The 13,054-nt window shown below is 55.3% G+C and carries 12 protein-coding genes; 5 read left to right on the forward strand and 7 right to left on the reverse strand.

Annotated features, from left to right (window positions below; translation table 11 throughout):
• The first annotated feature begins 461 nt into the window (after nucleotides 1-461).
• From LPA02S_RS03085 to LPA02S_RS03105, 5 genes are all read left to right on the forward strand, one after another.
• On the forward strand, nucleotides 462-1,256 hold the full coding sequence (locus LPA02S_RS03085) for a homoserine O-acetyltransferase/O-succinyltransferase family protein (RefSeq protein ID WP_054649476.1): 795 nt from the start codon (nucleotides 462-464) through the stop codon (nucleotides 1,254-1,256).
• Nucleotides 1,249-2,373 carry a trans-sulfuration enzyme family protein gene (locus LPA02S_RS03090; protein ID WP_056956180.1) on the forward strand — a complete coding sequence of 375 codons (1,125 nt, stop codon included), beginning with the start codon at nucleotides 1,249-1,251 and terminating at the stop codon, nucleotides 2,371-2,373. Before LPA02S_RS03085 ends, LPA02S_RS03090 begins: the two co-directional genes overlap by 8 nt.
• A gap of 197 nt (nucleotides 2,374-2,570) precedes the next feature.
• Nucleotides 2,571-3,728 (forward strand): trans-sulfuration enzyme family protein, encoded by a 1,158-nt coding sequence (locus tag LPA02S_RS03095; protein WP_056956181.1) that lies wholly within the window; start codon nucleotides 2,571-2,573, stop codon nucleotides 3,726-3,728.
• 15 nt (nucleotides 3,729-3,743) lie between these two features.
• A complete protein-coding gene (locus LPA02S_RS03100) occupies nucleotides 3,744-4,976 on the forward strand; it encodes a homoserine dehydrogenase (RefSeq protein WP_056956182.1) in 1,233 nt (410 codons plus the stop codon).
• 349 nt (nucleotides 4,977-5,325) lie between these two features.
• On the forward strand, nucleotides 5,326-5,826 hold the full coding sequence (locus LPA02S_RS03105) for an NUDIX hydrolase (RefSeq protein WP_056956183.1): 501 nt from the start codon (nucleotides 5,326-5,328) through the stop codon (nucleotides 5,824-5,826).
• An 826-nt stretch (nucleotides 5,827-6,652) separates the two neighbouring features.
• Here the strand turns inward: LPA02S_RS03105 and LPA02S_RS03110 are convergent.
• From LPA02S_RS03110 to LPA02S_RS03140, 7 genes are all read right to left on the reverse strand, one after another.
• Nucleotides 6,653-7,219, reverse strand: coding sequence for a hypothetical protein (locus LPA02S_RS03110; protein ID WP_054650987.1), 567 nt, complete (start codon nucleotides 7,217-7,219; stop codon nucleotides 6,653-6,655).
• Nucleotides 7,220-7,224: 5 nt separating this feature from the next.
• Complete coding sequence (locus LPA02S_RS03115) at nucleotides 7,225-8,163, reverse strand: ROK family protein (RefSeq protein ID WP_054650985.1); 939 nt, start codon at nucleotides 8,161-8,163, stop codon at nucleotides 7,225-7,227.
• Between the two features lie 24 nt (nucleotides 8,164-8,187).
• Nucleotides 8,188-8,532, reverse strand: a complete 345-nt coding sequence (locus LPA02S_RS03120) for a PTS lactose/cellobiose transporter subunit IIA (RefSeq protein WP_056956184.1) — start codon at nucleotides 8,530-8,532, stop codon at nucleotides 8,188-8,190.
• 50 nt (nucleotides 8,533-8,582) lie between these two features.
• The gene (locus LPA02S_RS03125) at nucleotides 8,583-8,894 is read right to left on the reverse strand and encodes a PTS sugar transporter subunit IIB (protein ID WP_056956185.1); all 312 of its coding nucleotides are present in this window, start codon (nucleotides 8,892-8,894) and stop codon (nucleotides 8,583-8,585) included.
• Nucleotides 8,895-8,927: 33 nt separating this feature from the next.
• Nucleotides 8,928-10,382: a 6-phospho-beta-glucosidase gene (locus LPA02S_RS03130; protein ID WP_056956186.1), complete on the reverse strand. Its 1,455-nt coding sequence runs from the start codon at nucleotides 10,380-10,382 to the stop codon at nucleotides 8,928-8,930.
• A gap of 104 nt (nucleotides 10,383-10,486) precedes the next feature.
• Nucleotides 10,487-11,830, reverse strand: a complete 1,344-nt coding sequence (locus LPA02S_RS03135) for a PTS sugar transporter subunit IIC (protein WP_054650981.1) — start codon at nucleotides 11,828-11,830, stop codon at nucleotides 10,487-10,489.
• A 412-nt stretch (nucleotides 11,831-12,242) separates the two neighbouring features.
• The gene (locus LPA02S_RS03140) at nucleotides 12,243-12,989 is read right to left on the reverse strand and encodes a MurR/RpiR family transcriptional regulator (RefSeq protein ID WP_056956187.1); all 747 of its coding nucleotides are present in this window, start codon (nucleotides 12,987-12,989) and stop codon (nucleotides 12,243-12,245) included.
• Nucleotides 12,990-13,054: the final 65 nt, after the last annotated feature.

The raw sequence follows: 13,054 nt of genomic DNA on the forward strand, positions 1-13,054 counted from the left end.
GGAGCGCCCTACGGAAGCCGCAGCTCACCGTTCCGGCCTACGCTGCCACCACCGCATTGACCAACAAAGTTGCCCCGCACTCTTGACCAGCCTCTAATAATGATTTAATATTATGGCAATATAAATGACGCAGAGATGAGTAGTGCACCCGTGAGTTCACAGAGAGCCGAAGTTGGTGGAATTCGGCAACATCGCGGTGCGTGAAGATGGTCTCAAAGCAAAGTTAGGTGCGTACGAGCGTAAGTGAGTACCCCCCGGTTCCACCCGTTAACGTGGTCCAGTATCGCGGCCAAGCCGCCGTACTGCTAGAGTGGCTACCGGCGACGGCGGCCAGAACACGGGTGGTAACACGAGCAAATCGTCCCGCTACAAAGGTAATGACTTACCTTTGTAGCGGGACGATTTTTTTGCGTAGCCAAGCAAGCTGACCGCCATAACCCACCAGAAAGGAGCCCCCCATCATGACCATTGCTATCACAACTGGTTTCACGCGTAACCACATCACGCCCACACCCCACGCACTCCGCATCCTGGTGTTGAACCTGATGCCCACCCGCGCGGTCACCGAGCAACAGATTGTTGCGGCGTTAGCCACTACCGGAACCGACCTCACCATCACCTTTGCCGTACCTGGTACTCACCACATTCGTAACCACGCCGCGGCGGTGCATGCGGCCTACCCAACACTCGATGAACTCACCGACCAGTACTTTGACGGCCTCATCGTTACGGGGGCTGCCATCGATCGCCTTGCATTTAACGACATTGATTTCTGGCCGGAGTTTCAGCGGTTCATTGCGTGGCGACGCAGCCATGTTAACCACAGCCTGTTCCTCTGCTGGGGCGCGTACGCCGCACTCCACTTGGACAACGTGGCGGACGGGCACCAGGTCACCCACAAAATTTACGGCGTCTACACAACGAATGGCATCACCATGCCGCACTCACGCTACTTCACCATTCCCACCAATTCGGTACGGACGGGCAAAGTCGTAGCGGGAGACGACCGGATTGGCGCCACAATCGTTACCAACACCGCGTTACGGTCCACCTACGTTACCGGGCACCTCGAGTACTGGACCGGCACGCTCGCGTCCGAGTTCCACCGCGACAGGCACCGTGGGCTCCGCATCGCGCCACCCGCCCACTACTTTGATCCGAACCTACGTCCCGTTAATTCGTGGCGGAACGATACCACTAAGTTTTACCGTCAATGGCTCCAGCAACTCACACCCCAGGAGGTAGCTCATGACTAAACTAGCAACCCAACTTGTTCAAGGCACCAACGGCACGGAAGACGACCGGTCCGGCTCCGTGGTCGTTCCGCTTAACTTTTCCACGGCGTTCCGGCACCCCGGACTCGGCGAATCCACCGGCTTTGACTATTCCCGGATGACCACCCCGACCCGGCTGGAGTTGGAAAAGCAGCTGGCCGCCATCGAACACGGCACCCACGCCTTTGCTACCAGCTCCGGGATGGCCGCCATTGACCTCGTGTTCTCGACGCTCACGGCCACCGACGACCATTTCATCGCCAGCGACGACCTCTACGGCGGTTCCTTCCGCTACTTTGATGAGCGTCAGGCGCGCTACCACGTCAATTACGATAAATGGAATGGCCGCAACGTCGACGACCTGTTGTTGCTCATTCGCCCCACAACCAAGTTGATTTGGCTGGAGACGCCCAGCAACCCGACCATGAAGATTATCGACATTGAGGCGGTCGCCCGCACCGTGCACGCGACCCGGCCGGACATCCTGATTGCGGTGGACAATACCTTCCTCACGCCGGTATATCAGAATCCGCTCGACGACGACGCGGACATCGTGGTGCACTCGGCCACCAAGTACCTCGGTGGTCACAACGATATCCTGGCTGGAGCGGTAATTGTCAAAGACGACCAGCTGGCCGACAAGTTGAGCTTCCAGTTGACCACCACCGGCCAGAACCTAGCCCCGTTTGATAGCTGGTTGCTAATTCGCTCACTCAAAACGCTCCACGTGCGGATGAAATACCACACCGAAAACGCCCAGTTCTTAGCCGCGGAGCTACCCAAAGTCGCGGGTGTAGACCGGGTGCTGTACGCCGGTGTCGGCGGTATGATTAGCTTTTACCTCGCGGATGATTTCAGCGTCGACCGCTTTCTCCGTGCACTCCGGGTCTGTTCGTTCGCCGAAAGCCTGGGTGGGACGGAATCCCTCGTCACCGTGCCGTACGTCCAGACGCATCACGACATGCCAGTCGGTGACCGCCTAGAGTTAGGCATCACGCCCCAGCTAATTCGCCTGTCAGTCGGCCTCGAGGACAAAGAGGACCTGTTGGCCGACCTGACACAGGCTATCGCCGCCGGAGCACCAACTACCACCAAGTAATTAGTATCAAAACGGATCGAGTTTTATACGGATAACACAACATACATGTAACTTTGCCAGCATAAAAAATAAAGCGAAGCCATGCGCTTAGAAGGTAGCGCGTCAGGTGTTCAGACTAGCAAGCACTTGTTGCTGGTTGGGCCGGACACCCAACGTGATACCTTCTGCGTGGTGCCGCTCAACTAAGGAGCCGACTCATGCACGATTGGACTAAAATCATCAAAGCCACTACCGTTCAGGACCCTGCTACGGGGGCGGTGAACACCCCCATTCAGTTATCGTCAACGTTTAATCAGGCGAGCTTCGACGAGTTCGGGAAGTTTGACTACTCGCGTTCCGGTAACCCCACCCGTGAGGTTGCGGAACACGCCGTCGCTACTTTGGAGGACGGTCAATTTGGCTACCTGTTCAGCACGGGGATGGCCGCCATTAGCTCCGTCCTGATGACCTTTAGCCAGGGTGACCACCTGATTATTTCTAAGTACGTATATGGCGGGACGTTCCGTATCTTGGAGGAAGTACTACCCCGCTTTGGCATCGAGCACACCTTCGTCGACCTCTCCGACCTGGACGCCGTAGCCGCGGCCATTCAGCCGAACACTAAGGCCATCTACATTGAAACACCATCTAACCCGATCCTGGCCGTCACCGATATCGCGGCGGTGGCCGACCTGGCCCACCAGCACCACCTGATTGCCATCGCGGACAACACGTTCATGTCGCCGGTGCTCCAGAAGCCTTTGCACCTAGGGGTCGATATCGTTGTCCACTCGGCCACCAAGTTTTTGGCGGGTCACTCCGACATTGTGGCAGGAGCGGCCATCACGAACGACCAAGAATTAGCGGACCAGATTTACTTTATTCAGAACGCGGTTGGCGCAACACTGGGCGTCACCGACTGTTGGTTGCTGTTGCGGGGAATCAAAACGCTAGGCGTCCGGATGCAGCAATCCAGCTCCGCCGCACAACGGATTGCCGAGTGGCTGGAACAACAGCCCCAAGTGACGCGAGTCTGTTACCCGGGGCTGCCCAGCAACGCGGGTTACGCAATCCAGCAACGCCAAGCCGTTAACGGTGGGGCCGTCCTCAGCTTTGACGTAGGTAGTGAGACCGCCGCACGCACGGTCGCGGAAACGACGACCATCCCTGAGTTCTCGGTATCACTCGGTGGTACGGAGACAATTTTGTCGTACCCACCAAAGATGAGCCACGCCGAGCTCAGCGTGGCGGACCAGGCCGCGTCAGGGATTACGCCCGGGCTGCTACGCTTCTCGGTCGGCCTGGAGGATCCCGACGACCTGATTGCCGACCTCGCACAGGCCTTTGCCAAAATCGCCGTGCCCGCACAGTCGTAGAGGGGACCGGTGATCATGGACACAATTAACATTGGCCTACTAGGATTGGGCACCGTGGGCTCGGGGTTGGTTGAGATTTTACGGCAACCCCAACCGCGACTAGCAGCACGCCGCCTCAAAGTGACGCGGATTGCGGTGCGCACGGTCACGCCGGAACGCCAGGCACAGTATCCTGACATCGCGCTCACTACGAACAGCACCAGTATCGTGACGGACCCTAATATCAAAGTGGTGGTGGAGGCCATCGGCGGTCGGACGGCTGCTAAGGAGCTCATCACCACCGCCCTCACCTTTGGTAAACACGTCGTCACGGCCAACAAGGACCTCATCGCTACGGATGGCGCTGAGCTCAGCCAAATTGCGGCCGCCCACCACGTGGGTTTGTACTACGAGGCGGCGGTGATGGGTGCCATCCCCGTACTGCGCACGCTTCGCAACGCCTACGCGGGCGACCCCATTTCACGAATCACGGGCATCGCCAACGGCACGAGTAACTTCATCCTGACGCAGATGATTGCCCATGGAGCGTCGTACGACGATGCGCTCAGCTTGGCCCAAAGCAAAGGGTTTGCGGAAGCCAACCCAGCCAACGACGTCGATGGTTTGGACGCAACGTACAAGTTGCTGATCCTGACCCGCTTTGCGTTCGGCATGAGCCCCACCATTGATGACGTCAGCATCCAGGGCATCACGACGCTACAGCCTCAGGACTTTGTGGCCGCCAGCATTTGGGGCTACGCCATTAAGCCGCTGGCGGTGAGCGAACTCACGCCAGACGGTCTGTGTATGCGGGTGGCCCCGCACTTGGTACCGTTGGCGCACCCGCTGGCAGCGGTACGGGACGAGAACAACGCGGTGTTGATTGATTCGCACAACGTCAACCGCCTGAGCATGGTTGGTCCGGGCGCCGGCGCGCTGCCCACGGCCAACTCCATCGTGGCTGACCTGCTGGACCTGGCTGACAACATCCACGACGGCAACACCCCCGAACGCTTCGTAGACACGGACACCCCGGCGGTCGTGGCGGACGCGGCGCACCGGGTGTCGCCGCGTTTCGTGGGCATCCGCGGCGACGACGTGACGCGCGAGCAGCTAGCCGCACTGGGTATTAGCGGCAGGGTGCAAAGGGGCCGCGGACGCGTCACCGTCCTGACGGGCCCCGTCACCGACAGCGCGGTTGCACAGTGGCGGCAGGTCTTGACGACGGTACCGGGCCTCGAACTCATCCACATCTTGCCGGTACTTTAGGGTGTTTGTGCAGGCAAAGCGGTGGTGGGGTTGCGGCTTTCGTGCCCTATGCTGAGGATTGCTACGGTAGTGGGTGACGGCCGCGCCGGTCGGGTTGGTGAGTTACGGCTTTCGTGGGCGCTCCGCGGTAATCCACCACTCCGGCCCACACGCCTTAAATCACCAACCCGTCCGACGCGGCCTCACGCTACTATAGCAACCACGCCTTCGAAGCGCTGTTTATGTTCTACAGGTTATGATTATAGTCGAGTGTATTTTAGTGAATTTAGGCGAGAAGTCGATAACCCGTTGGGGCAACCGCCCCAAACCGGTGGGCCCTACCTCTTGCATCTTGAAAGGGAAATAATAGATGCCAAAAAGATATCATGTAGCATTCGGTGTTTACGGTATCATTGGAGATGAGAACGGATTAGTCGTAATCAAGAAAAATGGTGGGCCATATATAAATAGATATGACCTACCCGGGGGTAGTCTTGCGGATGGAGAGTCTTTGTTTAAGGCTATTTCCCGGGAAATATACGAAGAAACGGGTTTGTCGACATCGAGAACAGAGCAAGTAGGAACAACTTCATTTAAATATCCTTGGGCTTATGAAAAATGGGCATTCAATCAGCATATCTGCGTTTTTTACAGAGTTCACAAGTCTGCAGGGGCTATAGAGCCCGTCGCCCCTCAGTTCATTGGCCAAGACTCCCTAGGTGCCGCGAAGATCCCTTTAGAAAATTTAACGATTAAAAATTCATCGCCCTTAGTTCTCAAAGCAAAAGAGTACTTACTTGCTCACGAAAGTTTTGATGTAAAAGACACTATCTATGAGAATTGGGAAGTATTGTCTAGCCCAATATTTTGATTCGGCAATAGGTCATTTTTCTCGTGGAAGTGATGACACTCAAAACTTTGTAATATAAACACCTTCTACATTAAAGATTCATAGGTGGATAATCACGATAAACGCAAACGGAGAGGTTCGTATTTGCTGAGTATTTTGCTTGACGGATATTTTTGTGGTTCGTCCACCCAATCATTTTATAGCCGCCATCCAGACAATCCCCGCACTAGCAATCTTTCGTAGTGCTTTGGGTTAGTGACGCTCAATCCCGCTGGAGGCTTTTCCGTCGCTGATAACCTGCAGATTGCACTCCTGTTGCTCCAGCTTGCTGATCTGGTTGATGAGGCTAAAGCCAACCGACGTGCTAAACCACATTCACTCTGGCGTTATAGCCACAGTAGCAGGAGCCCACGTCGGTCGGACCGGTGAGCGGAGGCGTGTGGGGTAGGAGCGGTAACCACTGCTGTTACGTATCGGGAACCCGCGGGCGGGGTTTGGGGTGGAGGCGTCGTGCCCGGAGACGTGGTTGCTGCGACCCCGGAGCGCTGTTCGTTTACTTCCGGTTGGTGCTTTAGCACCTTAACTGGGAGTTAATTCGCCGGTCTGGCAGAGCCAGCCCTAGGAGCGTAGCGAATTACAGCGGCAAATCCTGGAGACAAAGTGGTTTTCTTTGGCTTCGTGGAAGCCCGGCACGGGCTAAAGCGTGCGGGTGTAGCAATCACGGCGCAGGGCACGTAAGCCGCAACCCCAAACCCCGCCCGCGGGTTCGCCCCACACAATTTCAGGACAAAGCAAAGACCCACAGCCAATCGGTTGTGGGTCTTCGTATACACATGGTTAGATGATGCTACCGGGCCTCACCATTCGCGGTCCCGCGCTTGGGGTGCACGGAACCAATGGAGTTACGGAGCCCGATGAAGATGCCGCGTAACCCGGCCGCCGCCAGCGCCACGCCGGCAATCATGACGATGGCACGAACGGGTAGACTGCCCAATACACCCGCAACCTGGGCCAGCGCCACCGCGCCGGTCATCAGGATGAGGCCGCCGAACAACCCGACGCCGCCCTTCCATTCCTGCTTTGCGCCCGCGTCCAACATGTACGTGTGGTACTGCTCGACCGCAGTCGCATTCGAGCGCGTCGTGACCTTTGCCCGCTCGTCTTGCGAGTAGATGACGTGGTAGAACATTTCCCGCGACACTTGCATAGTGACCACGCGTTCCGCACGCGGCGCTGCAACCGTCGGCGTCTGCGTGAGCCGCAAAGTCACGTTGTAATGGGCGTCAGCATCGGTCCGTTCAAAGAAGTAGCGCGAACCCCGAATGCGGCGCAACATGTAGCCGTGTGCACCCTGACGCGCCAAGAAGGCCTCCTCGTGCGCCACGTTATTTCTCATAAAGTGATATTTCAGCATAGTCTTTATCCCTTCTTTGCGTCCCGTACTAACGGATAAACCGCGCCCAACAGACCGGCGTCGTTGCGTAACCCCGCCGGCTTCACCTGACCCAGCACCCGGTCCTTCACGCCGTTAAGCGCCTTGTGCCGTGCCAGGCATTCATCAACCATTGCGTGCAGGTCAACCATAAATTGATCATTGGCACTAATACCACCGCCAATCAGGATCACTTCGGGGTCAAAGTTGCCGAAGAGGTTCAGTACCATGGTGGACACATCCATCAAGAAGTCCCGGTAAATCGGCGCCGCGATACGGTCATCTTCGTGTGCGAGTGCTAAGATGTCCCGCGCGTCGGATACGTACGTTGCGTTGGGAAACGCCAACTTCAACGACGCGTTGTACCGCCGCACCAGCCCCGAAACCACCGAGGCGTGGTAGTTCAGCGAGGCGGCTTCCAGGTCCTGCGTCAGGTCGACATCATGGATGATGTTCCACCCAACTTCGCCGGCCATGCCATGGGCTCCGCGGAACACCACACCGTTAATCACGATGCCCATGCCAATACCCGTACCCAAAACCAGGCAAACATAGTTCTGCACACCCTGCGCGTTGCCGAGCCAGCGTTCCGCAATTGCTGCGGCGTTGGCGTCATTTTCCACGTGGGTCGGCAGCCCCGTCATTTCCTGTAGCGTCTGGGCAAAGTTAAATTCAAAGAAACTGTCGATCGCACCGCCAGTAATCATGTAGCCATCAGCCCGCACGATTCCCGGCGCGGAGACACCGATTGCGTCCACCGTATAACTATTCTGATAATGGTGGACCGCCTTCACCAGACCGTCCAGGTTCTCCTGGCGCGTATTGTACGTCATGAACGAGCCCCGTTCCACTACTTTGCCCTGTTCATCAACCAGTCCGTGTTTAATGGAGGTCCCACCAACATCAAAGCTAATAAAGTACCGCATCCCGCGCCCCCTACTACGACTCAACTAATCTGTGACCGGAACTCCGGCCAACTTCTTGTACAAATCTACAATCTCACCAGCCAGATCCCGAAACGTGATTGCCGTCATCAGGTGGTCCTGCGAGTGCACCGTGAGCAAACCCACGTGCACGTGGTTACCTTGGGCCTCCTGTGTCAGCATCCCCGTCTGAGCGTCATGGGCCTTCCCCAGCGCCACGTTAGCCTCTTCCAGCTTAGCGTCTGCGTCATCAAAGTCGCCGGCCTTTGCGGAAGCAATGGCCTCAAAGGCGAGGCTCTTGGCGTTACCGCCGTTTACGATGAGGCCCATGATGGCTTCAAGGTCTTGTTCTTGTTCTTGTTCTTCAGCCATTCTGCACGTTCCTTTCCAATCTGGCTTTTAACCGCGGGGCTTCGCTCTGGTTATTCCTTTATCCCCTTCAACGCCGTCTCCAGTACACCTTTGCCGTTCATCATGCCGTAATCCTTCATGTCGATGACCTCGACCGGGATGTCCAGCCTGTCCTGTAGCTTCTTAAACATGTACCGCACTTGTGGTCCCAGCATCAAAATGTTGGGATTCTTCTCGTCCATCTTCTGGTCAATCTGGTCAGCGGAAGTGGCAAAAATCTCCACGTCCTCGCCCGCATCAGCCGCAGCCTTCTGCATCTTGGCAACCAGTAGACTCGTGGACATGCCCGCGTTGCATGCTAGCATAATTGTTTTTTCAGCCATAATTATTGCACCTCGTATAGTGTCAAAGTATCCCTAATATTCCGGCTTAACGTCGCTCAGGTCCTCACCGTTAGTGGCAATCACGTGGCGGAACCAATAGAACGAATCCTTCTTGGAACGCTTGAGTGTCCCCTCACCGGCATCGTTTTTATCAACATAGATAAAGCCGTAACGCTTATCCATCTGGCCCGTCCCCGCAGAGACCAAGTCGATGAACCCCCATGGCGTGTACCCCATCAGGTCCACCCCATCAACCTCCACGGCCAACTTCATCTGCTCAATGTGCTGGCGGAGATAATCAACCCGGTAATCGTCGTGCACGTGGCCATCAGCGTCAATCTTATCGATGGCACCAAAGCCGTTCTCGACGATAAACTGCGGCAAGTGGAACCGGTCGTTAAACCAGTTCATAGCGTACCGCAAGCCCTGCGGATCAATCTGCCATCCCCATTCCGAAGCCTCAACAGTGGGGTTGCGCACGATGTCTTTGCTTTCCTCATACTTGTAGGAGTCCGGCTCGTCGTCCTTGGCCTTAACCGCGTTGGACATGTAGTACGAAAAGCCGATGTAATCCACTTTGCCCGCTGCCAGCACGTCACGGTCCGCCAACGTAATGTCGAGATCAAAGCCCGCATCCGCCTGGTACTGCGTCAACCATGCCGGGTAGGCACCGTTGGCTTGCACGTCGGCGAACCAATAACGCGTCTGCATCGCCCGCTCGGCCTTGAAAATGTCCCGGGGGTTGGGCGAGGCCGGATAGAGTGGCACCATAGCAATCATGGCCCCAATCTGAAAATCAGGGTTGATCTGGTGACCAATCTGGACGGCCAACGCACTCGCAACCACCTCGTAATGAGCGGCCTGGTACATCGTGCGTTCCGCGTCCTCACCGGGTTCTACCTTCACACCAGAGTTGGTGAATAGCGCGAACGCTGCATCAGTATTTGCCTGGTTGTTAATCTCGTTGAACGTCATCCAGTACTTCACTTTGTCCTTGTACCGCTTAAACACGACGGTCGCAAAGTGGACGAAGAAATCAATTACCTTGCGGCTCCGCCACCCGCCGTACTCGGTAACTAGGTGGTACGGCATTTCAAAGTGAGACAGCGTAATCACCGGCTCAATCCCGTACTTGTGGAGCTCGTCGAACAGGTCGTCGTAGAACTGGAGCCCCGCTTCATTCGGTTCGTCCTCGTCACCATTCGGAAAAATCCGCGTCCAGGCGATGGAGGTCCGGAACGCTTTCAGCCCTAGGTCCGCGAACAACTTCACGTCGTCCTTGTAGTGGTGGTAGAAATCAATTGCCTCATGGTTAGGATAATTCTGACCCGGCAACACACCGTCAGTAATTTGCCGTTCGACCCCGTTGGCACCCGCAGTCATGACGTCAGCCACGCTCACACCTTTGCCGCCGTCTTGCCAGCCGCCTTCAAGTTGATGGGCAGCGACCGCGCCACCCCAGAGGAAATCTTTGCGTAACTTTGTCATATCAACGCTCCATTCTGTGTAAATACAAACCGCGGCCAAAGCCGACCCGCCATTGCGACGCGGTCACACCTTTGGTCACGGCCTAAACGAACTATCTTAATTAACTATTTGGATGCCTGAGCCGCTTCTTCTTCCGCCAGGTTATCCTGTTCTTCTTTGTACAACTGGTTGTCGTACTTACGGATGAACGGCAGGTAGGTAAAGAAGGTCATGGCCAACATCAATGCTTGCCATAGAGCTGTCCGCCAGCCACCAACAAGGAAACCAGAGAAGATTGGCGGCGTGGTCCACGGTACGTAAACCCCGTTGAATAGTGGTAACAGACCAATCTTGATGGCCAGGTACGTAAGCCCCATGGACAACGTTGGCGTCAGGATGAACGGAATAGCCATCACTGGGTTCAGCACTAACGGAACACCAAACAGAATTGGTTCGTTAATGTTGAACAACGCCGGAGCAATTTCCAACTTACCTAAACTCTTAATCTGTTCGGACTTAGCAAACCACAGCATGTATACAACCAGCCCAATGGTAATCCCGGCACCAGTGACGGTACCGAACTGGTCCAGCAGTGCCTGGGTGAAGATGTGACCACCGTGGCTCAGGGACAGGTTACCGGAAGCAAAGAGCTTGGCGTTGTCAGTCCCGTTCGACAGCAGGATGGCCGTCATGATCCCAGAAACGATGGATGAACCGTGGACACCGAAGAACCAGAGGAACGAAATCAGAATTGGTACAATCAGCGCACCACCGAACGAATCGGTAATCCCTTGCAGTGGCGTCTGAATTACGTTGTAGATCCATGCCAACATGGACGTGTGACCAAAGTGGTCAAAGGCCATGTAGACCAGCATCCAGAAGGTAACCAATGCGGCCGCTGGAATCAAGGCAACAAAGGAGTTCGCCACGTTAGCTGGTACCTGTTCAGGCAACTTGATGGTGATATTGTTCTTCACGAACCAAGAATAAATCCAACCGGTGACCAAACCGATGATGATGGCGGCAATCATACCTTTACCAGCCAACCAACTCGTGTCGATAAACCCGGTCAGGTGACGCACGTTCTTCACCAGCACTTTGCCGGCGGGGTTAGTAATTGGCGTGGTGGGCTGCAATACGACCAGAAAACTGATTAAACCGGTAATCCCGGCTGGTAATGCCGCGATACCTTCATTGCGTGCCCACTCGTACGCAATCCCGGTGACGGCGATAATTGCCATGAGGTTAAAGGAAAAGTTCGTTGCCTGGTTGAAGTATGGTACCAAGCCGGTACTATTCATCCAGTTGGCCCAGGATACGATTGGTAAGGACGATAGGATCAGGAAGACGGAACCAATGATGATGAAGGGAATGGTGTAAATCATCCCGTTCTTCAAAGCGGTAATAATCTTACTGTCCGTGAACCGCATGACCTTAGGCAATACTTTGTCATTAATAAAGTCATTCATAGAATTCACCTACATTATATTTTGCACCCGCGGCACGGTGTTTCCGTACCGTTGCGACTCGAACGCCTGCTGGTGCTCACCGCACCACGGGCGTTACCCAGAAATAAATTAACTACGTTGGTAGTGATAATTGCTGACAACCTTGGCCAAGGATGTTGTGATTCCCTATCACAAAGATAATTGTATGCGCTTGCGGTTTTGATGTATACGGTTTCACGAACACAAAAAACACGTTCACCGCTTTATAACATGTAACAAAAATGGAACCTGTCACATTGGTCCACACCAAATCCGCATTAGAGGCCGGCACATCAACGTCTAGCTACGGTCATTCAAAGTGCCTACAGCAAAACGGACCGCCAGCGCGTGACGGCTGACGGTCCGTATATGTTCGCTTTGTTCGTTTGTTTAACTAACCATTATCCCGCTCATCGTCCAAACGGTGCGCAATCATCTCGATGAGGTAGACAATGGGAATCTGTGTCGTGAGGTTGAGTGAGCCGTGTTTCAGTTCCGGCATGTAGTAACTGATTGTGAGGTCGCTCATTTTGGCCAGCGTGGACCGATCGTGGTTGGTAACCGCGATGATTTTGGCCCCTTCCGGCTGCACACGGCTCACAAACTCAATCACCTCCGCGGTTTCGCCAGATACTGAGAGCACCACTACCACCGTGCCTTTGGGAAACGGCGTCCCACCAGTAAACGGCTGGAACGGGTCCGGTACGGGCAGCGCCAGCTTGCCGGCGTTCGACCAGAAGCGTGCGCCATATTGACTTAAGGACGCCCCGGTCCCGATGCCAAAGAACAGGACCATGGGGGCTGCGTCGATCAGCGTCATTGCCTGATCGATGAGTTTGCCGAAGTCCGTGGAGTTCACCTTGGAGAAAAAGTCGGCCAACGGCACCGTGATGTCGTAACTATCGTTGCTCTCAGTCTGTTGCTGGTTGCGCCGGTGTTGCTTGAGCGCGAACCGCAACTCCGCGTACCCATCGTAGCCCATCTTGTTCGCAAAGCGGAGGATGGTCGTGGTGCTAACGTGCGCGTGGTCGGCCAGTTCGCGGATGGTCATGGATTCGACCGCCCGCGAATGCTTATTCACATAGTTATAAATCACCGTTTCTAGGTCATTGAGCGATTGCAACTTACTGTACGGAAACATCTGACCCACCATCCCCTACTTGTATTATTAGCTATTCGTTACCAGGATAATTATCAGTCATCACA

Source organism: Lacticaseibacillus pantheris DSM 15945 = JCM 12539 = NBRC 106106 (assembly GCF_001591865.1).
GTDB classification, from domain to species: Bacteria; Bacillota; Bacilli; order Lactobacillales; family Lactobacillaceae; genus Lacticaseibacillus; species Lacticaseibacillus pantheris.

Bases quoted from the DNA above. Each gene is read 5' to 3' on its own strand.
- LPA02S_RS03095 (WP_056956181.1), top strand. From the start codon at position 2,571: ATGCACGATTGGACTAAAATCATCAAAGCCACTACCGTTCAGGACCCT.
- LPA02S_RS03120 (WP_056956184.1), bottom strand. From the start codon at position 8,532: ATGGCTGAAGAACAAGAACAAGAACAAGACCTTGAAGCCATCATGGGC.
- LPA02S_RS03090 (WP_056956180.1), top strand. From the start codon at position 1,249: ATGACTAAACTAGCAACCCAACTTGTTCAAGGCACCAACGGCACGGAA.
- LPA02S_RS03125 (WP_056956185.1), bottom strand. From the start codon at position 8,894: ATGGCTGAAAAAACAATTATGCTAGCATGCAACGCGGGCATGTCCACG.
- LPA02S_RS03130 (WP_056956186.1), bottom strand. From the start codon at position 10,382: ATGACAAAGTTACGCAAAGATTTCCTCTGGGGTGGCGCGGTCGCTGCC.
- LPA02S_RS03140 (WP_056956187.1), bottom strand. From the start codon at position 12,989: ATGTTTCCGTACAGTAAGTTGCAATCGCTCAATGACCTAGAAACGGTG.
- LPA02S_RS03135 (WP_054650981.1), bottom strand. From the start codon at position 11,830: ATGAATGACTTTATTAATGACAAAGTATTGCCTAAGGTCATGCGGTTC.
- LPA02S_RS03100 (WP_056956182.1), top strand. From the start codon at position 3,744: ATGGACACAATTAACATTGGCCTACTAGGATTGGGCACCGTGGGCTCG.
- LPA02S_RS03105 (WP_056956183.1), top strand. From the start codon at position 5,326: ATGCCAAAAAGATATCATGTAGCATTCGGTGTTTACGGTATCATTGGA.
- LPA02S_RS03115 (WP_054650985.1), bottom strand. From the start codon at position 8,163: ATGCGGTACTTTATTAGCTTTGATGTTGGTGGGACCTCCATTAAACAC.
- LPA02S_RS03085 (WP_054649476.1), top strand. From the start codon at position 462: ATGACCATTGCTATCACAACTGGTTTCACGCGTAACCACATCACGCCC.
- LPA02S_RS03110 (WP_054650987.1), bottom strand. From the start codon at position 7,219: ATGCTGAAATATCACTTTATGAGAAATAACGTGGCGCACGAGGAGGCC.